Annotated in this window: 23 protein-coding genes; 14 read left to right on the forward strand and 9 right to left on the reverse strand. The window is 52.9% G+C overall.

Annotation, left to right across the window (positions count from 1 at the left end):
- The first annotated feature begins 92 nt into the window (after positions 1–92).
- The 3 genes from holC to WHR59_RS20885 all read left to right on the forward strand — a co-directional run bounded on the left by holC (position 93) and on the right by WHR59_RS20885 (position 4114).
- Positions 93–536, forward strand: a complete 444-nt coding sequence (holC, locus tag WHR59_RS20875) for a DNA polymerase III subunit chi (protein WP_003025862.1) — start codon at positions 93–95, stop codon at positions 534–536.
- On the forward strand, positions 536–3391 hold the full coding sequence (locus tag WHR59_RS20880) for a valine--tRNA ligase (RefSeq protein WP_338843438.1): 2856 nt from the start codon (positions 536–538) through the stop codon (positions 3389–3391). Before holC ends, WHR59_RS20880 begins: the two co-directional genes overlap by 1 nt.
- A gap of 219 nt (positions 3392–3610) precedes the next feature.
- Positions 3611–4114: a GNAT family N-acetyltransferase gene (locus tag WHR59_RS20885; RefSeq protein ID WP_043018251.1), complete on the forward strand. Its 504-nt coding sequence runs from the start codon at positions 3611–3613 to the stop codon at positions 4112–4114.
- Positions 4115–4140: 26 nt separating this feature from the next.
- Here the strand turns inward: WHR59_RS20885 and WHR59_RS20890 are convergent, their stop codons facing one another.
- From WHR59_RS20890 to rraB, 3 genes are all read right to left on the reverse strand, one after another.
- Complete coding sequence (locus WHR59_RS20890; protein WP_043018250.1) at positions 4141–4971, reverse strand: hypothetical protein; 831 nt, start codon at positions 4969–4971, stop codon at positions 4141–4143.
- A gap of 165 nt (positions 4972–5136) precedes the next feature.
- Positions 5137–5895: a tRNA isopentenyl-2-thiomethyl-A-37 hydroxylase MiaE gene (gene miaE / locus WHR59_RS20895; protein ID WP_172862626.1), complete on the reverse strand. Its 759-nt coding sequence runs from the start codon at positions 5893–5895 to the stop codon at positions 5137–5139.
- Between the two features lie 51 nt (positions 5896–5946).
- A complete protein-coding gene (rraB, locus tag WHR59_RS20900) occupies positions 5947–6372 on the reverse strand; it encodes a ribonuclease E inhibitor RraB (RefSeq protein ID WP_003025845.1) in 426 nt (141 codons plus the stop codon).
- Between the two features lie 98 nt (positions 6373–6470).
- On the opposite strand from rraB, the gene argL reads away from it, so the two are divergent.
- Together argL and argF (WHR59_RS20905) are read left to right on the forward strand one after the other, a co-directional pair.
- Positions 6471–6566, forward strand: coding sequence for a putative translational regulatory protein ArgL (argL, locus tag WHR59_RS24525; RefSeq protein WP_370867251.1), 96 nt, complete (start codon positions 6471–6473; stop codon positions 6564–6566).
- Positions 6536–7540, forward strand: coding sequence for an ornithine carbamoyltransferase (gene argF / locus WHR59_RS20905; RefSeq protein ID WP_043018248.1), 1005 nt, complete (start codon positions 6536–6538; stop codon positions 7538–7540). The genes argL and argF (WHR59_RS20905) overlap by 31 nt, the downstream gene beginning before the upstream one ends.
- Positions 7541–7646: 106 nt before the next feature.
- Here the strand turns inward: argF (WHR59_RS20905) and WHR59_RS20910 are convergent, their stop codons facing one another.
- A complete protein-coding gene (locus WHR59_RS20910) occupies positions 7647–8099 on the reverse strand; it encodes a YhcH/YjgK/YiaL family protein (protein WP_043018247.1) in 453 nt (150 codons plus the stop codon).
- Positions 8100–8771: 672 nt separating this feature from the next.
- On the opposite strand from WHR59_RS20910, the gene arcA reads away from it, so the two are divergent.
- The 5 genes from arcA (at position 8772) to WHR59_RS20935 (ending at position 14077) form a co-directional block, all read left to right on the forward strand.
- The gene (arcA, locus tag WHR59_RS20915; RefSeq protein ID WP_087052243.1) at positions 8772–9992 is read left to right on the forward strand and encodes an arginine deiminase; all 1221 of its coding nucleotides are present in this window, start codon (positions 8772–8774) and stop codon (positions 9990–9992) included.
- A 9-nt stretch (positions 9993–10001) separates the two neighbouring features.
- A complete protein-coding gene (gene arcC, locus WHR59_RS20920; RefSeq protein WP_172862625.1) occupies positions 10002–10934 on the forward strand; it encodes a carbamate kinase in 933 nt (310 codons plus the stop codon).
- A 55-nt stretch (positions 10935–10989) separates the two neighbouring features.
- The gene (argF, locus tag WHR59_RS20925) at positions 10990–11994 is read left to right on the forward strand and encodes an ornithine carbamoyltransferase (protein WP_047406573.1); all 1005 of its coding nucleotides are present in this window, start codon (positions 10990–10992) and stop codon (positions 11992–11994) included.
- A 55-nt stretch (positions 11995–12049) separates the two neighbouring features.
- Positions 12050–13453, forward strand: a complete 1404-nt coding sequence (locus WHR59_RS20930) for a YfcC family protein (RefSeq protein ID WP_043018243.1) — start codon at positions 12050–12052, stop codon at positions 13451–13453.
- 144 nt (positions 13454–13597) lie between these two features.
- Positions 13598–14077 carry an arginine repressor gene (locus WHR59_RS20935; protein ID WP_043018242.1) on the forward strand — a complete coding sequence of 160 codons (480 nt, stop codon included), beginning with the start codon at positions 13598–13600 and terminating at the stop codon, positions 14075–14077.
- On the opposite strand, the gene WHR59_RS20940 is transcribed toward WHR59_RS20935, so the two are convergent.
- On the reverse strand, positions 14074–14196 hold the full coding sequence (locus tag WHR59_RS20940) for a hypothetical protein (RefSeq protein ID WP_085951582.1): 123 nt from the start codon (positions 14194–14196) through the stop codon (positions 14074–14076). The two genes, WHR59_RS20935 and WHR59_RS20940, sit on opposite strands and share 4 nt — an antisense overlap.
- On the opposite strand from WHR59_RS20940, the gene pyrL reads away from it, so the two are divergent.
- From pyrL to ridA, 4 genes are all read left to right on the forward strand, one after another.
- Positions 14176–14277 (forward strand): pyr operon leader peptide, encoded by a 102-nt coding sequence (pyrL, locus tag WHR59_RS20945; protein ID WP_003025819.1) that lies wholly within the window; start codon positions 14176–14178, stop codon positions 14275–14277. The two genes, WHR59_RS20940 and pyrL, sit on opposite strands and share 21 nt — an antisense overlap.
- A 36-nt stretch (positions 14278–14313) precedes the next feature.
- Positions 14314–15249, forward strand: coding sequence for an aspartate carbamoyltransferase (gene pyrB / locus WHR59_RS20950; RefSeq protein ID WP_172862624.1), 936 nt, complete (start codon positions 14314–14316; stop codon positions 15247–15249).
- Positions 15250–15262: 13 nt separating this feature from the next.
- Positions 15263–15724: an aspartate carbamoyltransferase regulatory subunit gene (gene pyrI, locus WHR59_RS20955; protein ID WP_043018241.1), complete on the forward strand. Its 462-nt coding sequence runs from the start codon at positions 15263–15265 to the stop codon at positions 15722–15724.
- Positions 15725–15800: 76 nt separating this feature from the next.
- Positions 15801–16187 carry a 2-iminobutanoate/2-iminopropanoate deaminase gene (ridA, locus tag WHR59_RS20960; protein ID WP_000047544.1) on the forward strand — a complete coding sequence of 129 codons (387 nt, stop codon included), beginning with the start codon at positions 15801–15803 and terminating at the stop codon, positions 16185–16187.
- Between the two features lie 91 nt (positions 16188–16278).
- Here the strand turns inward: ridA and WHR59_RS20965 are convergent, their stop codons facing one another.
- From WHR59_RS20965 to mgtA, 4 genes are all read right to left on the reverse strand, one after another.
- Positions 16279–17565 carry a TRAP transporter large permease gene (locus WHR59_RS20965; RefSeq protein ID WP_003839607.1) on the reverse strand — a complete coding sequence of 429 codons (1287 nt, stop codon included), beginning with the start codon at positions 17563–17565 and terminating at the stop codon, positions 16279–16281.
- A 30-nt stretch (positions 17566–17595) separates the two neighbouring features.
- Entirely contained in the window at positions 17596–18105 is a 510-nt protein-coding gene (locus WHR59_RS20970; protein WP_172862623.1) for a TRAP transporter small permease, read from the reverse strand.
- Between the two features lie 62 nt (positions 18106–18167).
- Positions 18168–19145: a TRAP transporter substrate-binding protein gene (locus tag WHR59_RS20975; RefSeq protein WP_043018239.1), complete on the reverse strand. Its 978-nt coding sequence runs from the start codon at positions 19143–19145 to the stop codon at positions 18168–18170.
- A gap of 378 nt (positions 19146–19523) precedes the next feature.
- Entirely contained in the window at positions 19524–22232 is a 2709-nt protein-coding gene (mgtA, locus tag WHR59_RS20980; protein ID WP_075145280.1) for a magnesium-translocating P-type ATPase, read from the reverse strand.
- Positions 22233–22280: the final 48 nt, after the last annotated feature.

The raw sequence follows: 22280 nt of genomic DNA on the forward strand, positions 1-22280 counted from the left end.
CAAAACGCCTGATGGCGGCGCTATTGCGCCTTATCAGGCCTACGGTGTGCATCATGGCAACGTATTTAAATCCACCACAAGAAGCCCCATATATGAAGAATGCGACGTTCTATCTTCTGGACAACGACACACAACAAGATGGCTTAAGCGCCGTTGAGCAACTGGTGTGTGAAATTGCCGCAGAACGTTGGCGGGCTGGCAAGCGCGTGCTGATCGCCTGTGAAAACGAAAAGCAGGCTCTTCGACTGGATGAAGCCCTGTGGGCAAGACCGGCAGAAAGCTTTGTTCCACATAATCTGGCGGGTGAAGGCCCCAGAGGCGGCGCGCCGGTAGAAATAGCCTGGCCGGAGAAACGCAACAGCAGCCCGCGCGACCTGCTGATCAGTTTGCGCGTTGGCTTTGCAGATTTTGCCACCGCTTTCACAGAAGTGATAGACTTCGTTCCTTACGAAGATTCTTTGAAACAATCGGCACGCGATCGCTACAAAGCTTACCGCGTGGCTGGTTTTAACCTGAATACGGCAACCTGGAAATAATGGAAAAGACATACAACCCACAAGATATCGAACAGCCGCTTTACGAGCACTGGGAAAAGCAGGGCTATTTCAAACCTAACGGCGATGAAAGCAAAGAGTCCTTCTGCATCATGATCCCGCCGCCGAACGTCACCGGCAGTTTGCATATGGGTCATGCTTTCCAGCAAACCATCATGGATACCATGATCCGCTACCAGCGCATGCAGGGTAAAAACACTCTGTGGCAGGCCGGTACCGATCACGCGGGTATCGCCACCCAGATGGTGGTTGAGCGTAAGATTGCCGCTGAAGAAGGTAAAACCCGTCACGACTACGGTCGCGAAGCGTTTATCGACAAAATCTGGCAGTGGAAAGCGGAATCCGGCGGCACCATTACCCGTCAGATGCGCCGTCTCGGCAACTCCGTTGACTGGGAGCGCGAGCGCTTCACCATGGACGAAGGCCTTTCCAATGCCGTGAAAGAAGTTTTCGTTCGCCTGTACAAAGAAGACCTGATTTACCGTGGCAAGCGCCTGGTGAACTGGGACCCGAAACTGCGCACCGCCATCTCTGACCTGGAAGTGGAAAACCGCGAGTCTAAAGGCTCCATGTGGCACATCCGCTATCCGCTGGCCGACGGCGCGAAAACCGCAGACGGTAAAGATTACCTGGTCGTCGCCACCACCCGTCCGGAAACTATTCTGGGCGATACCGGCGTGGCCGTGAACCCGGAAGATCCGCGTTATAAAGATCTGATCGGCAAGTTCGTTATTCTGCCGCTGGTTGACCGCCGTATTCCGATCGTGGGCGATGAACATGCCGATATGGAAAAAGGCACCGGCTGCGTGAAGATCACGCCTGCGCACGACTTTAACGACTACGAAGTCGGGAAACGTCACGGCCTGCCGATGATCAACATTCTGACCTTTGATGGCGACATCCGCGAAACCGCAGAAGTGTACGACACCAAAGGCGAAGAGTCTGAGGTTTACTCCAACGCTATCCCGGCTGAATTCCAGAAGCTGGAACGCTTTGCCGCGCGTAAAGCGATCGTCGCAGCCGTTGACGCGCTGGGCCTGCTGGAAGAAATTAAACCACACGATCTGACCGTACCTTACGGTGACCGTGGCGGCGTAGTTATCGAACCGATGCTGACCGACCAGTGGTACGTCCGTGCCGACGTGCTGGCGAAACCGGCGGTAGAAGCGGTTGAGAACGGCGACATCCAGTTCGTACCGAAGCAGTACGAAAACATGTACTTCTCCTGGATGCGCGACATTCAGGACTGGTGCATCTCTCGTCAGCTGTGGTGGGGTCACCGTATCCCGGCATGGTATGACAACGACGGCAACGTCTACGTTGGCCGTACCGAAGACGAAGTGCGTCAGGAAAACAACCTCGGCGCCGACGTTCAGCTTCGTCAGGACGAAGACGTTCTCGATACCTGGTTCTCCTCCGCGCTGTGGACCTTCTCTACCCTCGGCTGGCCGGAAAACACCGACGCGCTGCGTCAGTTCCACCCAACCAGCGTGATGGTTTCCGGCTTCGACATCATCTTCTTCTGGATTGCCCGCATGATCATGATGACCATGCACTTCATCAAAGATGCAAACGGCAAGCCGCAGGTGCCGTTTAAGACCGTCTACATGACCGGTCTTATCCGCGACGACGAAGGCCAGAAGATGTCCAAATCCAAGGGTAACGTGATTGACCCGCTGGATATGGTCGACGGTATCTCGCTGGCGGACCTGCTTGCTAAGCGTACCGGCAACATGATGCAGCCGCAGCTGGCAGAGAAGATTGCCAAACGTACCGAGAAGCAGTTCCCGGACGGCATTGAGCCACACGGTACCGACGCCCTGCGTTTCACCCTGGCGGCGCTGGCCTCTACCGGTCGCGACATCAACTGGGATATGAAGCGTCTGGAAGGTTACCGTAACTTCTGTAACAAGCTGTGGAACGCCAGCCGCTTCGTGCTGATGAACACCGAAGGAAATGATTGCGGCTTCAACGGCGGCGAAATGACCCTGTCGCTGGCGGACCGCTGGATCCTCGCTGAATTCAACCAGACCGTTAAAGCGTACCGCGAAGCGCTGGATAACTTCCGCTTCGACATCGCCGCGGGCATCCTGTACGAGTTCACCTGGAACCAGTTCTGCGACTGGTATCTGGAACTGACCAAGCCGGTAATGACTGGTGGTTCTGAGTCTGAACTGCGCGGCACCCGCAATACGCTGGTTACCGTGCTGGAAGGTCTGCTGCGCCTGGCGCACCCGATTATTCCGTTCATCACCGAGACCATCTGGCAGCGCGTGAAAGTGATTTGCGGCAACACCGCAGATACCATCATGCTGCAGCCGTTCCCGGAATATAACGCTGCACAGGTTGATGAAGCCGCGCTGGCCGATACCGAATGGCTGAAACAGGCGATCGTTGCCGTACGTAACATCCGTGCGGAAATGAACATCGCACCGGGCAAACCGCTGGAGCTGTTGCTGCGCGGTGCGAGCTCCGATGCGGAGCGTCGTGTGAACGACAACCGCAGCTTCCTGCTGAACCTGGCACGTCTGGAAAGCATCACCGTGCTGCCAGCCGATGACAAAGGTCCGGTTTCGGTGACCAAAATCATCGACGGCGCCGAGCTGCTGATCCCGATGGCGGGCCTCATCAACAAAGAAGATGAACTGGCGCGTCTGGCGAAAGAAGTGACGAAAATCGAAGGTGAGATTGCCCGTATCGAAGGCAAGCTTTCCAACGAAGGGTTTGTCGCTCGCGCACCGGAAGCGGTCATCGCCAAAGAGCGTGAGAAGCTGGACGGTTACGCAGAAGCAAAAGCGAAGCTGATTGAGCAGCAGGCGGTCATCGCCGCGCTGTAATCATCGTGCCTGTACGTTTGCCGGATGGCGCTGCGCTTATCCGGCCTACAGCACCGTCAACGTAGGTCGGATAAGCGTAGCGCATCCGACACTACTGACGATTAAAAAGCCTCTGGCGTCCTCGCTCAGAGGCTTTTTATTGAATTATCCTCGCTTGCGCTTCCCCTCACCGCAGTGGTATTAACTGCATATGTCCCACGTTTATGTCATGAGTTCGCTATGAGTGTCATTACCCCTGTTTCTGCGACGCTACGCCGCATTACCGCCGACGATAACGCCGCTATCGCCCACGTCATCCGCGAGGTCTCTGCCGAACACGGCCTGACCGCCGATAAAGGTTACACGGTGGCCGATCCGAATCTGGATGAGCTGTTCCAGGTGTACAGCCAGCCGGGCGCGGCCTACTGGGTGGTTGAGCAAAACGGCGAAGTTGTGGGCGGCGGCGGCGTTGCGCCGTTAGGCTGTAGCGAACCGGATATCTGCGAGCTGCAAAAGATGTACTTTCTGTCGAGCGCACGCGGTCAGGGGCTGGCGAAAAAGCTGGCGCTAATGGCGCTGGATCACGCCCGCGAGCAGGGGTTTAAGCAGTGCTATCTGGAGACCACGGCGTTTCTGACCGAGGCTATCCGCCTGTATGAACATTTAGGCTTTGAGCATATCAGCGAAGCGCTTGGCTGTACCGGGCACGTGGATTGCGAAGTGCGGATGTTAAAGCCCCTCTGACTTCACGCCGAGGGGCCATGTCGGCCTTACTGCATCTCAGCTGAAAGCATCAGGCGAATTACGCCAGCCGCGCGAGCGGTTGGCAGCTTCAGCACCTGTGACCAGAGATCCTGTACTATCTCACAAGCAATCTTCTCTTTGCCGATCGCTTTCGTCGGATCGGCCATGATCTGAATATCATCCCCGTAGCGCTGTACCAGCCCAGGGCTTATTGCTTGCAGATCCTGCAACGCCAGCTGCTTCTCTTCTGCCGTGACCGTATGTTTTTTTGGGCCGTGTGAGGCATACATCATGCTCATATCACTCGCCATACGACGATCCATGATCTCACGCGGAACAAGACGCGCCGGGTTAATCCCACCTTTTACCGCCGGAAACAGAAAGCGGAAGCATTCGTCATCACCTATTTTGGCCACAGCAGCGATCTGCTCAAGGTTAATTTTCATATATTCAATGACGTTGGCATCTGGCGCCTGCTGCAATCTTGCCATTTGTAGCTGAAGAATTTGCGGCTGTATCGCGTCGATGACCTGCTGTTCACTGCTCCCTGCTTTCTTCATCTGCGCTGCCTGGCTGATAATTTTTTGTGTCAGCGCAGGTTCCTGCTCCTTAATGACCTGAAACGCCGGATTAGAGAGCATCGCCTTTTCAAACTGCTGCTCTTCAGTCAGACCATAATCCGGGCTTTCACGGGGGATCAGGTAGTGCACATCAAACAGATTCCACGCGATAATCGCCACCACAAAAATTACCGCGCCGGAAATCTTGCCCAGCCAGCCTTTTTTGCGAAACATGCCGACGACGATAGCAATCACCGCCCCGATATAACCTGCCAACAATACGTGTGCCCAGTTCATTAACCATCCTTTTGCCAAATCGTCTCGGTTATGGGGATATATTTCCCCTTCGCGTCTTTTGATTATCATGGCAGCAGCGAGTGATTTCCAGCCACCAGATTTTGCTAACAGAAACAGGAAGGATTAAACCGCGCGGCGATAGGCACCGCGCGTCTCAGAAGGGTGCTAAGCCGGAACGCCGCTGTGAAAACGGAATTCATCGTCGGGAGAGGTAATCAGCGCGGCTTCGACTTCGCCAAAGAACCGCACCCGGCTACTGATATCATCAGCCGAAACCTGCTGCGCCAGCACCAGATAGTCCTGATAGTGCCGCGCCTCGGATCGCAGTAGCGACAGGTAAAACGCCTGTAAATCCTCATCCAGGTACGGCGCCAGCGCGGCGAACCGTTCACAGGAACGCGCCTCAATGTAAGCCCCACAAATCAGTTTATCGATTAGCGTTAGTGGCTCGTGGGTGCGCACCTCTTTGAGCATCCCTTTGGCATAACGGCTGGCGGTAATTTTGACGTAGGGAATGTTGCGGCTCATCATCGCCTCACGCACCTGCCAGAAGTGGTGCAGCTCTTCTTTGATCAGCAAAACCATACTGTCGATAAGCTTGCGTCCCCACGGGTCGTCGGTTTGTGGCATCACGCTTTTGCTTATCTGTTTATTCAGCGCAATAAAATCCGGTTCATCCCCTTCTCTGAAAACATACGCCTCATAGGGTTTCAGCCAGTCCAGCAGCGCCTGCGATCCCTGTTTATCTGCGACATACTTACGCACCAGCAGCATGGCCGTTTGCGCCGCTTTCAGCTCACAGACGAGATGATCGGTCAGTAACAGTGGAAGATTCGCCGGATCTCGCGCTTTATCAAGCCAGGCCTGAGGCGTTTTACAGTGCAGGAAGTTGTGGATGGGGGAGAGTATTTGCAGGTAATCCATACGTAGTCCTTGGCCTACGGCAGCAAATGCCACCGTAGGTCAGCAGATGACTTAGTGACGCACGCCGTCATCATCTTCGTCGACGAGATCTTCATCGTCGCCGTCTTCACCTTCTTCGCCGTTCGGGTCTTCAAAATAGGTGCCCCAACCGTCGTATTCCACATCATATTTTTCAGCCAGGTTCATCAGTTGCTCAACCTGAGCGTCAATCAACTCGGCATTCAGAGCACATTCGCTCAGGATGTCACAGCAAATAACCGTGTCGCCTTCTTCCACTTCCAGCTCTTCCGGCTCGGTCACTTCATAACCCAGCTTGAAGGCTTCTACAGCCGCTTTTTCCAGGGTTTCAAAGTCATCTGCGGAAAGGTGATGCTCAATGGTGTACAGCGCGTCTGGATCGCTGCCATCTTCGAGTAGCTCTTCAATAATCAAGCGCGTTTCTTCACGCTGTTCTTCCAGTAGTTCCGGGTTTGCCATGGCTCGTTCCTCATAATGTCCTGCCGATACTCTTATTGTCACATACCGCTGACATTGCCTCCACCTTTCCAGGAAAGATTTGTTAAACAAGGTTGCAAATGAATAAACATCCATATAAATTGAATTTTAATTCAATAAATGGCCTAAGCCATGTGAGGGAACCATGTCTACGTTTTATCAGAAACATTTTTTGAAACTGCTTGATTTCACGTCTTCTGAACTCACGTCACTGCTCAAGCTCGCCGCACAGCTGAAGGCGGAGAAGAAAAACGGTACTGAGGTCGCTAAACTCACCGGTAAGAACATCGCGCTCATCTTCGAAAAAGACTCAACCCGTACCCGTTGCTCTTTCGAAGTTGCCGCATACGATCAGGGCGCGCGCGTAACGTATCTCGGATCGAGCGGCAGTCAGATTGGTCATAAAGAGTCGATCAAAGACACCGCCCGCGTGCTCGGTCGTATGTACGACGGTATTCAGTATCGGGGACACGGTCAGGAGATTGTCGAGACGCTGGCGGAATATGCCGGCGTTCCGGTATGGAACGGATTAACCAACGAGTTTCACCCTACCCAGCTGCTGGCCGACTTGCTCACAATGCAGGAACACCTGCCGGGGAAAGCGTTTAATGAGATGACGCTGGTCTACACCGGCGATGCCCGCAACAACATGGGCAATTCCATGCTGGAAGCCGCCGCGTTAACCGGGCTGGATCTGCGTCTGGTCGCGCCGCAGGCCTGCTGGCCGCAAGAAAGCCTGGTCGCGGAGTGCAAAGCGCAAGCGCTGAAAAACGGCGGCAATATTACGCTGACCGAAGATGTCGCCACGGGCGTGAAAGACGCGGACTTTATCTATACCGACGTCTGGGTATCAATGGGTGAAGCGAAAGAGAAGTGGGCCGAACGTATTGCGCTACTGCGTAAGTATCAGGTTAATAGCGCGATGATGGCGTTGAGCGGCAATCCGCAGGTGAAGTTCCTGCACTGCCTGCCCGCGTTTCATGACGATCAAACCACGCTTGGCAAACAAATGGCGCAGGAATATGGTCTGCACGGCGGTATGGAAGTGACCGATGAGGTCTTTGAATCACCCGCCAGCATCGTATTTGATCAGGCGGAAAACCGGATGCACACCATCAAAGCGGTGATGGTGGCGACATTAGTGAAGTGAGAGCATGGATGAAAAGAATGCCGGATGGCGATGCTAAGCATCTTATCCGGCCTACAACCGCGCTCCCGTAGGCCGGGCAAGGCGAAGCCGCCCCCGGCAAATACGCTTATTCCACCCGCATTTTCACTACGGCTTTGCGTACCATCGCTGGGGCACCGACCGCGCACAGCGGTTTATGCACTTCGCCCGGATAGAACACCACGAAATCACCTTCATTCAGCACGACCGTTTTCTCCTGTACCCCTTCCGCCACGAAGGCGATATCTTTGTCAGCCAGCCAGTCAGTTTCCGGCGCGCCTGCAGGCTGGGTGCTGAAAGTCATTCCTTCCTGGCCTTTGAGCAGGATCTGAATATCCAGATAGCGGGCGTGATATTCGGCGCGGCGCTGCGCAAACGGCTCCGTCATATCTTCAGCAATCAGATAAAACAGACGATCGCCGTCGATGTCGTGCTTACCTTTTTCCGTCGCATCCGTCACATGCGCTTTAATGTGTTCAATCGCCTGACGCAGCTCTTCCGGCAGCCAGGCATCCAGGTTGTGAATATTGCCGACAATCATCTCAAACCCCTTAATTAAAACATCGTTTCATTTTAGTTGTTATACGAAAAAACGCTCTGCCATACCACTGCTATTTACCGATATTTTGCGTCAACGCATGTTTATCGCTGATGATGTTAAATAATTGCTAACTCTCAGCAACAGGTTATGCATAAACTTTGCATAACTTTCGGCTACCCTTTTTCAACCCCATCAGTAACCTACTGTTATTGAAAGTTTTATTAGAAAAACCAGCTACCGGTCACAGTTCATCTCTCCTTCGTTATCCTTCTTCATCGTCATATTTATTTTGAAATAAACTTTACCGCGAAAATAATAAAATCATATATTCGCATAATAATTCACCACGCATAAAAAAGTACAAATAAATCAATATATTACTTATATTGCAACACTCTAAAAGTGTACATAAAATTAACACCAATAAATAACAAGACATATTCCCGCGTAGTAATTCAATTATTCGCATTTTTATTTTATTAATTCTCCGAGCTATATCATAAATTAAACATCAAAAGTCAAATATCGACCTGACTGTGAAATAAATCACGTTTCCTCATCAAATAAGATCTAAATATAGATTCTGAAATCAGCTGAAAAATCATGACTGCGATAAATATTATTTGCAGGCATCTCCTCTTTATTTTTTAAAATAGTATTAAAGGAATAATGATGGAAAAGCATTATGTCGGGTCGGAAATCGGTCAATTACGTAGCGTGATGCTACACCGCCCTAACCTCAGCCTAAAAAGGCTGACGCCGTCAAATTGTCAGGAACTGCTTTTTGATGATGTTCTTTCGGTAGAACGTGCAGGAGAAGAGCATGACATATTCGCCAACACGTTGCGTGAACAGGGAATTGAGGTTCTGTTACTGACTGATTTATTGACACAAACCCTGGATATCCCTGATGCCAAAAACTGGCTGTTGGATACACAAATTTCTGATTATCGCCTTGGCCCCGCTTTCGCCACGGATATTCGCGCCTGGCTTGCAGATATGCAGCATCGGGAACTCGCCCGGCATTTAAGCGGTGGGCTAACCTACGGAGAAATTCCTGCCTCAATCAAAAATATGGTGGTCGATACTCACGATATTAATGATTTCATTATGAAGCCATTACCAAACCACTTATTTACCCGCGACACCTCATGCTGGATATATAACGGTGTGTCCATTAACCCAATGGCTAAAACCGCGCGACAAAGAGAAACCAATAACCTAAGGGCGATCTACCGTTGGCACCCCCAATTTGCCGATGGTGAATTTATTAAATATTTCGGCGATGAAAATATTAATTACGACCACGCCACATTAGAAGGTGGAGATGTGCTGGTCATTGGTCGCGGCGCGGTTCTCATCGGTATGTCGGAACGCACAACGCCGCAAGGAATCGAGTTCCTTGCCCAGTCGCTATTCAGCCATCGCCAGGCAGAACGCGTCATTGCGGTCGAACTGCCTAAACATCGCTCCTGCATGCATCTCGATACCGTAATGACCCACATCGATATCGATACCTTCTCCGTCTACCCGGAAGTCGTGCGTCCTGATGTGCAGTGCTGGACCCTGACACCAGACGGGCGCGGCGGCCTGAAAAGGACGCCGGAAAATACGCTGCTCCATGCTCTCGAGAAAGCGCTGGGCCTCGACCAAATTCGGCTGATCACCACCGGAGGTGACGCCTTCGAAGCCGAACGTGAACAGTGGAATGACGCCAACAACGTCCTGACGCTTCGCCCCGGTGTGGTCGTGGGCTACGAGCGCAACATCTGGACCAACGAGAAATACGACAAAGCCGGCATCACCGTTTTACCCATTCCTGGCGACGAACTTGGACGCGGACGCGGCGGCGCACGCTGCATGAGCTGCCCACTGGAACGCGACGGTATTTAAGGAAAAGTCATGGAAAACAAACCTACCCTGGTTGTGGCTCTGGGCGGCAATGCATTACTTAAACGCGGCGAGCCGCTGGAAGCTGACATCCAACGCAAGAATATTGAGCTGGCAGCAAAAACTATCGCTCAACTCACGCAGCAATGGCGCGTGATCCTGGTACACGGCAATGGCCCCCAGGTTGGACTTTTGGCGTTGCAAAACAGCGCGTATGCCAGCGTCACCCCCTATCCGCTCGACATTCTCGGCGCGGAAAGTCAGGGAATGATTGGCTATATGCTGCAACAGGCGCTGAAAAACCAGCTTCCACAGCGTGAAATTAGTGTGCTGCTGACTCAGGTTGAAGTCGATGCTCACGATCCGGCTTTCAGCAATCCCACTAAATATATCGGGCCGATTTACGATGCCCCCCAGGCCAACGCATTGCAGGCGGAAAAAGGCTGGGTTTTCAAAGCTGATGGTCAAGCGTTCCGCCGCGTTGTGCCCTCTCCACAACCCAAACGTATCGTTGAAAGTGACGCTATTCGCACATTGATCGCCCGCGATCATTTGGTTATCTGCAACGGCGGCGGCGGTGTACCGGTGGTGGAAAAAGCCGATGGCTACCACGGTATTGAAGCGGTGATCGACAAAGATCTCTCCGCTGCCCTGCTCGCCAGCCAAATCAACGCCGATGCGCTGCTGATCTTGACTGACGCTGATGCCGTGTACCTCGACTGGGGCAAACCTACTCAGCGCCCGCTGACCCAGGTTACTCCGGAACTGCTCGGTGAAATGCAATTCGACGCCGGTTCAATGGGCCCCAAAGTTACCGCCTGCGCGGAATTTGTCTCTCGCTGTCACGGAATAGCAGGCATCGGCTCATTGGCCGACGGTTCGGCCATCCTCGCCGGAGACAAAGGCACGCTCATTCGGCTCGAAACCACCGACGCTAACGCTTAGGGCTTTTTTGCCGGACGGCGCCTGCGCCATATCCGGCCTACATAAGGACATTTTCATGACTGTTAACCTGAAGAATCGCAATTTTCTCAAACTGCTGGATTACACTCCGACGGAAATCCAGTACCTGATCGATCTGGCTATCGAGTTAAAAACGGCAAAAAAGGCCGGGCGCGAAAGACAGACGCTGGTGGGTAAAAATATCGCGCTGATCTTCGAAAAAACCTCAACCCGCACCCGCTGCGCCTTTGAAGTCGGCGCTTTCGATCAGGGCGCACAGGTGACCTATCTCGGCCCAAGCGGATCGCAGATCGGTCACAAAGAATCGATGAAAGATACCGCCCGCGTGCTAGGCCGCATGTACGACGGCATTGAGTACCGCGGATACGGTCAGGACATTGTCGAGGAACTGGGGCAATTTGCCGGGGTTCCGGTATGGAATGGACTGACCAATGAATTTCACCCTACGCAGATCCTCGCGGATCTGATGACCATGCTGGAACACGCGCCGGGCAAAACCTTACCTGAACTGAGCTTCGCCTACCTCGGTGACGCCCGCAATAACATGGGTAATTCGCTGATGGTAGGCGCGGCGAAAATGGGGATGGACATCCGCCTCGTCGCCCCTAAATCCTTCTGGCCGGATGAAAAACTGGTTGCCGAATGCCGTGAAATCGCCGGCGTGACGGGCGCGCGCATTACGCTCACAGAGGATGTCGAGGAAGGCGTATACGACGTCGATTTCCTCTACACCGATGTCTGGGTCTCTATGGGCGAACCCAAAGAAGCCTGGGCAGAACGCGTAAGTCTGATGACGCCCTATCAGATTAACCAACGGGTCATCAACGCAACCGGTAACCCCAATGTGAAATTTATGCACTGTCTGCCCGCCTTCCATAACGAGCACACAAAAGTTGGACGTGAAATTGAAATGGCCTACGGCCTGAAAGGGCTTGAAGTCACGGAAGAGGTTTTTGAATCAGCGCATTCAATCGTCTTCGACGAAGCAGAGAACCGGATGCATACCATTAAAGCGGTAATGGTAGCGACCCTCGGCGACTAACCCCAGCGGGCATATGTCGCCTGACGGCATATGCCCAAGCTATCCGGAGAACATCATGGGCAAATTCAAATTTCCCAGTGCATATACCATCCTGTTTATTCTCATTGCGCTCGTCGCGGTTATGACCTGGATAGTCCCGGCAGGGAAATACCAGATGGCGATGAATGCGACCCTGGGTAAAGAAGTGCCGGTTGCCGGGACTTATGCCCCCACAGAAGCGCACCCGCAAGGTTTTACCGCTGTACTGCTGGCCCCGATTGACGGTCTTTACAACCACGAAACCTATACCGCAGGCGCAATTGATGTGGCGTTGTTTGTCCTGATTATTGGTGGGTTTCTCGGCGTAGTAAATAAAACAGGTGCCATCGACGCAGGTATCGAGCGCGTGACGGTCAGGTTGAACGGTAAAGAGGAGTGGATGATCCCCATTCTGATGGGACTTTTCGCCGCCGGAGGTACGATTTACGGGATGGCGGAGGAATCACTCCCATTCTACACATTGCTGGTTCCGGTAATGATGGCCGCACGCTTTGATCCGTTGGTTGCCGCCGCCACCGTTCTGCTCGGCGCAGGCATTGGCACACTCGGCTCGACAATCAACCCTTTCGCAACGGTTATCGCGGCTAACGCCGCCGGGATCCCCTTCACCCAGGGAATGCTGATGCGCATTCTGCTGCTGGTCGTCGGGTATGTTATCTGCGTGGTGTGGGTCATGCGCTATGCACGGAAAGTTCGCAGCCATCCTGAACTCTCCATCGTGGCAGATAAAATGGAGGAAAACCGCGTCCATTTTCTCGGTAGTCGCGCCAATACCAATCTTGAATTCACAACAACGCGTAAATGGATCCTGCTGATTTTCGCCGCTGCCTTTGCGGTTATGATCTATGGGGTGGCGGTGCTCGGTTGGTGGATGGCAGAAATTTCCGGGGTTTTTCTGGCATCTGCGATTATCGTCGGCGTCATCGCCCGCATGAGTGAGGAGGAATTTACTGGCACATTCATTGACGGGGCACGTGACCTGCTTGGCGTCGCGCTAATTATCGGTATTGCACGCGGCATCGTAGTGGTGATGGATAACGGCATGATCACCCATACTATCCTGCACAGTGCGGAAAATGTCGTCTCCGGACTTTCCACCACCATTTTCATCAATGTGACCTACTGGCTGGAAGTTTTGCTCTCCTTCCTGGTCCCTTCCTCTTCGGGTTTGGCTGTCCTCACCATGCCCATTATGGCCCCGCTGGCCGACTTCGCGCATGTCCCCAGGGATCTGGTCGTCACCGCGTATCAATCCGCTTCCGGCATTGTGAATCTGATTACGCCCACCTCAGCAGTTGTGATGGGCGGGCTGGCCATCGCCCGCGTTCCTTACGTGCGATACCTGAAATGGGTCGCCCCGCTCCTGCTCATTTTGACGTTACTGAACATGGCCGTTCTGAGTATCGGCGCGATGTTGTAGCCCTTTTAGCCGTCGGATCCCGACGGCTTTTTTGAGCGCACTCTCGTTTTTCTGCACAACCGCCCGTTTGAGCCGTTATTGATACTGCAAATGTGGTGAATTTCGCCATCACATTGATACAAATGATAAATTTAGGGTGTATTTATGAAGGAATTCGATGATTACTCGACCAAAGAGCAGAAACAACTGGCGATTTGTCAGCGCCTGATTACTGAAAAAAGCTACCTGTCCCAGGAAGCGCTTCGCCGCGATCTCCAACAGCATGGTTTTACCGGAATTAGCCAGTCAACGGTATCCCGTCTGCTGAAACTGCTCGGGGCTATAAAAATAAGAAATACAAAAGGGCAAAAAATTTATTCTGTAAATCCGCAATCACGACCCGCTCCCGATGCTGCCCGATCGATTGCTGAAATGGTGGTCAGCGTGGAACATAATAGCGAGTTTATCCTCATTCACACGGCAGCAGGTTATGGCCGTGCCGTTGCCAGAATCCTCGATTACCACGCGTTACCAGAGATTCTGGGGGTCATCGCTGGCAGCAGTATTGTCTGGGTTGCGCCGCGAGTAGTGCAGCGAACGGGGCTGGTGCACAAACAGATTAACTATCTATTTAAAATGAATTAAAATTCATAAGAACCGTTTGCGGTGAATAAATTGTGCATTTTCCGCTTGATCCCATAACGGAGCTGAGTATAATCGCGGACAATTTGCCGGGAGGATGTATGGTTCAGTGTGTACGACATTTTGTCTTACCGCGTCTGAAAAAGGACGCTGGCCTGCCGTTTTTCTTTCCGTTGATCACCCATTCCGAGCCCCTCAATTGAGGGGCTTTTTTTTTGCCCAGGCGTCAGGAGATAAACATGGCTAACCCGCTCTATCAAAAACACATCATTTCCATAAACGACCTCAGCCGCGACGACCTCAGTCTGGTCCTCGCGACGGCGGCGAAATTAAAAGCTAACCCGCAGCCGGAGCTGTTAAAGCATAAGGTGATCGCCAGCTGCTTCTTTGAGGCGTCAACCCGTACCCGTTTATCCTTTGAAACCTCCATGCACCGCCTGGGCGCCAGCGTGGTGGGTTTTTCTGACAGCAGCAACACGTCGCTGGGCAAAAAAGGCGAAACCCTGGCCGATACCATTTCCGTCATCAGCACCTATGTCGACGCCATCGTCATGCGTCATCCGCAGGAAGGCGCCGCGCGTCTGGCAACGGAGTTCTCCGGCAACGTTCCGGTACTGAACGCTGGCGACGGCTCCAACCAGCATCCCACCCAAACGCTGCTGGACCTGTTTACCATTCAGGAAACTCAGGGTCGCCTGGACAATCTGCAAATCGCCATGGTGGGTGACCTGAAATATGGCCGTACCGTCCACTCCCTGACCCAGGCGCTGGCGAAGTTCGAAGGTAACCGCTTCTACTTCATCGCCCCGGACGCGCTGGCCATGCCGCAATACATTCTGGATATGCTGAACGAAAAAGGTATCGCCTGGAGCCTGCACGGCACTATCGAAGAGGTGATGGCGGAGGTCGATATCCTCTACATGACCCGCGTACAGAAAGAGCGTCTGGACCCGTCCGAATACGCCAACGTGAAAGCACAGTTTGTCCTGCGCGCCAGCGATTTGAACGGCGCCAGAGCGAACATGAAGGTGCTGCATCCACTGCCGCGCATCGATGAAATCACCACCGACGTCGATAAGACGCCGCACGCCTGGTATTTCCAGCAGGCTGGCAACGGCATCTTCGCCCGCCAGGCGTTACTGGCACTGGTACTGAATAGCGAACTGGCACTGTAAGGGAGAAAAAGAGATGACACACGATAACAAACTGCAGGTTGAAGCCATCAAACGTGGCACCGTGATTGACCATATTCCCGCGCAGGTTGGTTTTAAGCTGCTGACGCTGTTCAAACTGACGGAAACCGACCAACGCATCACCATCGGCCTGAACCTGCCGTCTGGCGAGATGGGCCGTAAAGATCTGATAAAGATTGAAAATACGTTCCTGACCGACGAGCAGGTAAACCAGCTCTCCCTGTATGCCCCGCAGGCAACGGTAAACCGCATTGACGATTATGATGTCGTGGGTAAATCACGCCCGAGCCTGCCTGATCGTATCGACAACGTGCTGGTTTGCCCGAACAGCAACTGCATCAGCCATGCTGAACCAGTATCTTCCAGTTTTGCAGTGAAAAAGCGCGCTGATGACATCGCACTCAAATGCAAATACTGTGAAAAAGAGTTTTCGCATTATGTGGTACTGGCCAACTAATTGGGGTTGGTTATGAAATGTGGCCTCTCTATAATGGCCGGGAACATTCTACTACCGCTGTAATTCAGGAGAAATCATGAGCAAGACTATCGCGACGGAAAATGCACCAGCAGCAATCGGCCCATACGTTCAGGGCGTTGACCTGGGTAGCATGGTAATCACTTCCGGTCAGATCCCGGTCGATCCGAAAACCGGTGCCGTAGCGGAAGACGTGTCCGCTCAGGCACGTCAGTCGCTGGAAAACGTAAAAGCTATCGTTGAAGCAGCAGGCCTGAAAGTGGGCGACATCGTAAAAACGACCGTTTTCGTTAAAGACCTGAACGATTTCGCAACCGTAAACGCGACCTACGAAGCATTCTTCACCGAGCACAACGCGACTTTCCCTGCGCGTTCTTGCGTAGAAGTTGCCCGTCTGCCGAAAGACGTGAAAATCGAGATTGAAGCGATCGCCGTTCGTCGCTAAGCCTCCTTGCGCCGGATGGCGGTTTCGCCTCGTCCGGCCAACGCACGGGTAGTTTACAGGCCCGGTAAGCGCGAGCGCCACCGGGCATTTATCACATCACACCAAACAGTTTCGGCAGAAACAGCGAAATCGCCGGAATGTACGTCACGAGCATCAGCACCAGGAATAGCACAAGGTAGAATGGCAACATCGCCTTTACCACCTGCTCTATTTTCTGCTTACTCACCGCACTGGCCACAAACAGCACCGACCCTACCGGCGGCGTAATCAGGCCGATCCCTAAGTTCACCAGCATGATCATGCCAAAATGGACCGGATCAATACCGAGCGCGTTGGTCACCGGCAGCAGAACCGGCGTCAAAATCAGAATCAGCGGCGCCATATCCATCAGCGTACCGATCAGCAGCAGCATGATGTTAATGCACATCAGAATGACGTATTTGTTGTCCGAGATGCTGGTGAAGGCTTCAGTGATACGCATCGGCAACTGCATATAGGTCATGACGGCACCGAACGCAGCGGCAAAGCCTATCAGGATCATGACGATCGTGACCGTTTTCACCGTGCGGAACATCAGCTTCGGCAGCTCAGACCATTTATAGTCACGATAGATAAACATGGTGACAAAGAAGGCCCACAGGCAGGCAATCGCCGCAGACTCCGTCGCGGTAAAGATACCTGACAGGATGCCGCCCATGATGATCACAACCGTCATCAATCCCCACAGCGTATCGACGAAAATCTTCAGCGCCTGGCGAAACGGTACGCGTTCCCCTTTTGGATAACCGCGTTTGTGCGCGAAAGCCACGCACATGACCATCAGGCTGAAGCTTAACAGCAGGCCCGGCAGGATCCCGGCGATGAACAGCGCGGCAATCGACACCGTCCCCCCCGTTGCCAGCGAGTAGATAACTGAGTTATGACTGGGCGGTGTGAGGATCGCCTGTACCGAGCCGCTGGCAGTGACCGCCGCGGCAAAGTCGCGCGGATAGCCTTTTTTATCCATCTCCGGGATCATTACCGAACCGATGGACGCGGTATCGGCCACGGACGATCCGGAAATGGCGCCAAAAAAGGTCGATGCCACAATGTTTACTAGCGACAGCCCACCGCGAATAAAGCCAACGAAAATATAGGCAAAGTTCACCAGTCGCCGCGCAATTCCTCCTTCGGCCATAATAGCCCCGGCCAGAATAAAGAATGGGATCGCCAGCAGCGAAAACTTATTCACCCCGCTGGTCAGTTGGATCATTACCGCTTCCAGCGGAATATCTATATACCAGGCCCCAATGATGGCGCTAATGCCAACCGCGTACGCTACCGGTACCCCAATCGCCAGCATAATGCCGAGCGTAAAGACGAGAATAAATGCATCCATCTGCTTTCCTTTCTGAAATGGGGGCGGTAACTAGCTGGTCGATCCCAGCATGACAACGGGACGTTGGTACTGCGGACCACGGAAAATCTTTTCTGCGATAAACAGCAGCGTTATGGCAGAGCCAATCGGCAACGGAAGATAGTTTTGCCCGGCGCTTAAAAGCGGGAATTCCGCCACGGGCTGGTCCCACAGTTCAAGACAGAGATTGGTTCCGTACCAGAGGATAAACAGGCTTATCGCCGCCAGCATAACGTCTGCGATTACCGAACAATAACGGCGGGAAGCATCACCCAAACGGTCAGTCACCATGCTCACCGCAATATGCGAGCCTGCACGATAGCTTACCGCAGCGCCAATAAAGGTGAATGTCACCATACAAAGAATGGCGACGGGTTCTGGCCATGACAGGGCGTTATTCAGAACATAACGCGCGAATATGCCAATAGGGATAATGGCGACCATGACCAATAATGCGATACCGGCAATCCACATTGACACTCGATAAAGAAAATCCATTACCGATGAATAGCATTCACCCATAATCATCACCTCGAATTAATCAAAAGATTCAGGCGGAGGGTTGATATCCTCCACCTGATGAATTACTTCACATCCTGAATACGTTTGATCAAATCCTGGTGGTCTTTACCGTAATTATCCCGCACTGACTGCGTGGCTTTATAGAAATAGTCCGTATCAATATCGTGGAACTGAACGCCATTGGCTTTCATGGTCTCCAGCGATTTCGCATTATAATCCTGCCAAAGTTTGCGTTGCTCTACCTGGGCTTCTTTAGCGAGTTTAATAATGAGATCCTGGTCTTCTTTTTTCAACTTATCCCATTTAGCTTTCGAGAACAGAAAAAGCTCAGGAATAATAAAGTGTTTGCTCCAGGTATAGTTTTTCACGACCGGCAAATAGTTATGCGCAACAAACGTTGGCGGATTATTTTCCGTGCCATCAATAACGCCGGTCTGCATGCCGCTAAATACTTCACTGACGCCCATCACAACGGCGTTAGCGCCCATCGCTTTCAGGGTATCCAGCGCTATCGGACTTCCTTGAACGCGGATTTTCATACCGTGTAAATCTTCCGGTTTCACCACCGGATTTTTGGTGATTAGATTGCGCGTTCCGGCATCCATCCAGCCGAGGAACACCAGCCGCGATTTGGTGTTGGCCGTCAGACGGTCGCCAATCTCCTGACCGATCATGCCGTCGAGAACCTTATGCAGGTGGTCTTCATCGCGAAAAATATACGGCAGGGTAAAGACGTTAATTTCAGGGAGAATGGCGGCAACCGGCGTCATTGAAACGCGAATAATATCGATAGCGCCCAATTGCGCCTGTTCAATCATCTGTTTTTCATCACCTAACACGCCACCGGGAAATGTTTTAATCTCCAGACGACCGTCGGTCGCGGCGCTAAGTTTCTCCCCCATATGTTTGACGGCAACTACGTTCGGGTAATCAGCCGGATGCACATCTGCGGCGCGAAAGGTTTGTGCCAGCGTGGCATGACTCGCCAGTAATACAGACGCGCCAATACACAGACTTAACAGGTTTTTTGTCAGTTTCATTTGTCCTTCTCCAGAAGTTCATAATATCCATTAACAGGAATAGCTTGCAGAGCAAATGACTGCCGGAATTAAAAACGGGCAGCGAGAAACTTTCTTAACGACGTTACCTGCGCAGACTAACTGGTGTAACAATTTATTTCGATGACTGTGTTCACAAAAAATCGCAGATGCTTATAATTTTTAGCACGCTGTTTCATTTTTGCAACGCAGATCGTTTTATTGATAAAAAAGCAACGCAAAGAAGGGGATTTGATACTAATTGCCCGCGTTGGTATTTCAATAAAAATAAAACACCAATATTTCCGGAGAATATCTTTCGAATGAAAAAGAGAAATGCAGGATGGTATTAACACCATCCTGCAGAAGAGAAGTTGAGGATTACTGCCAGCCGTAGCGGCGGCTATAAAAACCTTTCACAAGCTGGGTTAATGTCATGTAACCCGCCAGAATCGCAACCAGCCACGGGAAGTAGCTCAGCGGCAGCGCCTGCAACTGCAGATAGCTGGCCAGCGGCGAGAACGGTAATGCAATGCCCACCACCATTACCACCAGCGTCATTAGCATCAACGGCCATGCGGCGCGGCTTTGGATGAACGGCACGCGACGGGTACGGATCATATGCACAATCAGCGTTTGTGACAGCAAGCCCACCACGAACCAGCCAGACTGGAACAATGTCTGATGCTCTGGCGTATTAGCATGGAACACGAACCACATCAGGCAAAATGTCAGAATGTCGAAGATCGAGCTGATCGGTCCAAAGAAGATCATAAAGCGGCCTAATTCAGCGGGATTCCAGCGCTGCGGCTTTTTGATCTGCTCTTCGTCGACATTATCAAACGGAATCGCCACCTGGGATACATCGTACAGCAGGTTCTGGATCAGTAAGTGCAGCGGCAACATCGGCAGGAACGGTAAGAAGGCGCTCGCCACCAGCACGCTAAACACGTTACCGAAGTTAGAACTGGCCGTCATTTTAATGTACTTCAGCATGTTAGAAAAAGTACGGCGTCCTTCGATCACCCCTTCTTCCAGCACCATCAGACTCTTTTCCAGCAGGATGATATCAGCAGCTTCACGCGCAATATCAACCGCGCCGTCAACGGAGATACCGATGTCCGCAGCGCGCAGCGCCGGGGCGTCGTTAATGCCATCGCCCATAAAGCCGACCACATGACCTTCGCGCTTGAGCAGCGTGACAATGCGCTCTTTATGCATCGGCGTCAGACGAGCAAACAGCGTGGTACGCTGGGCAAGTCGGGCCAGCTCATCGTCACTTAACCCCTCAATGCTGCTGCCGATAACCACATCGCCCGCATCCAGCCCCACTTCATGACACACTTTCGCCGCCACCAGCTCGCTATCGCCAGTGAGGATTTTCACCGTAATACCGCTGGCTTTCAGCGCTTTCAGCGCCGGCGCAGTGGTCTCTTTCGGCGGATCGAGGAACGCGATATAGCCTTCGAGGATCAGATCCGACTCATCAATACGCTGGTAATCACCTTCACGCGCGGGCAGGTACTTGGTGGCCACCGCCACTACGCGCAGCCCCTGACGATTCAGCGTATCGGTGACGCGTTTCACCCGACGCAGCATGCCCTCATCCAGGGGGACAATCTCGCCGTTGTGGCGCACCTGGGTGCAGACGCTGAGGATCTCCTGCAACGCGCCTTTACATACCAGTTGATGCACATCGGTTTCTTCTGCGACCACCACCGACATGCGGCGGCGTTCGAAATCAAACGGGATCTCATCGATTTTCTGCCAGCGGGTTGAGAGCTGGCGGGCTGATTCTTCGTCCACCCCCTCCAGCACCGCCGTATCCAGCAGATTCTTCAGCCCGGTCTGATAATGGCTGTTCAGCCACGCAGAATGCAGGACGTGTTCGCTGGGCTTTCCTGAGATATCCGTATGATTCTCCAGCACAATTTTATCCTGAGTCAGGGTACCGGTTTTATCAGTGCACAGGATATCCATTGCGCCAAAGTTTTGGATGGCGTCGAGGTGTTTGACGATGACCTTTTGTTTTGACAGCTTCACCGCCCCGCGCGCCAGCGTCGAGGTGACGATCATTGGCAGCATTTCCGGGGTCAGTCCCACTGCCACAGACAGGGCAAACAGCGCCGCTTCCCACCAGTCGCCTTTGGTATAGCCGTTGATGATGAGCACAATGGGCGCCATCACCAGCATAAAGCGGATCAGCAGCATGCTGACGCGGCTGATCCCTTTCTGGAATGCATTTTGCTCGCTTTCCTGCTCGCTGACGCGGCCCGCCAGTTGCCCAAACCAGGTATTAGCTCCGGTTGAAATCACGATGGCCTGTGCCGTGCCGCTCACCACGTTGGTGCCCATAAAGCACAGGGTATCGCATTCCAGCGGGTTGCTTTGCTGCGGGTCGCGGCTGGTTGCAACTTTCTCCACCGGCAGCGATTCACCGGTCAGCGAAGCCTGGGCCACGAACAGGTCACGCGCCTGCACCACGCGCAGATCGGCCGGGATCATATCTCCTGCCGCCAGCTTGATAATATCGCCGGGAACCAACTGGTCGATCGGCAGTTCAACCCAGCCATTCTCCCCTTTCTCGTTAATAACGCGCAGTACCGTGGCGGTGTTGCTGACCATCGCTTTCAGCGCATCTGCCGCTTTGGTGGAACGCGCCTCCTGCACAAAATTCAGCAGCGTAGAGATGACGACCATCAGCGCGATGACGCCAGCGGCAAACAGATCTTCGGTGGCATAGGAAATCGCACCGAGGATGGTCAGCAGAATGTTAAACGGGTTACGGTAGCAGACCCACAGATGCACCCACCATGGCGACGGCTTCTGCGCCGGCAACTGGTTCTCGCCATGTAATTCGCGAGCGTTTTCCACTTCCGCGGCGTTCAACCCTTCCGGGTGCGTGCCGAACGTTTTCCACAGCGCTTCTTCGTCCATCAGGGCCATTTTCAGGCAATGTTCGCTCAGCGATGGCGGGATCGGCGTGCTGGCAACGGTCTGGGCATTAGGCAACGGATCGCGATGCACCAGACGATGCGGTAAATGGCGGTTTAGTCGGGCAAACAACTGGCGAGTCATATTTTTGAACATAGGCAGTCCCTCTGCACCAGTATAAACAGGCGCAGTAAATCCTTCAGG

The sequence above is a fragment of the Citrobacter europaeus genome, from assembly GCF_037482245.1.
GTDB classification, from domain to species: Bacteria; Pseudomonadota; Gammaproteobacteria; order Enterobacterales; family Enterobacteriaceae; genus Citrobacter; species Citrobacter europaeus.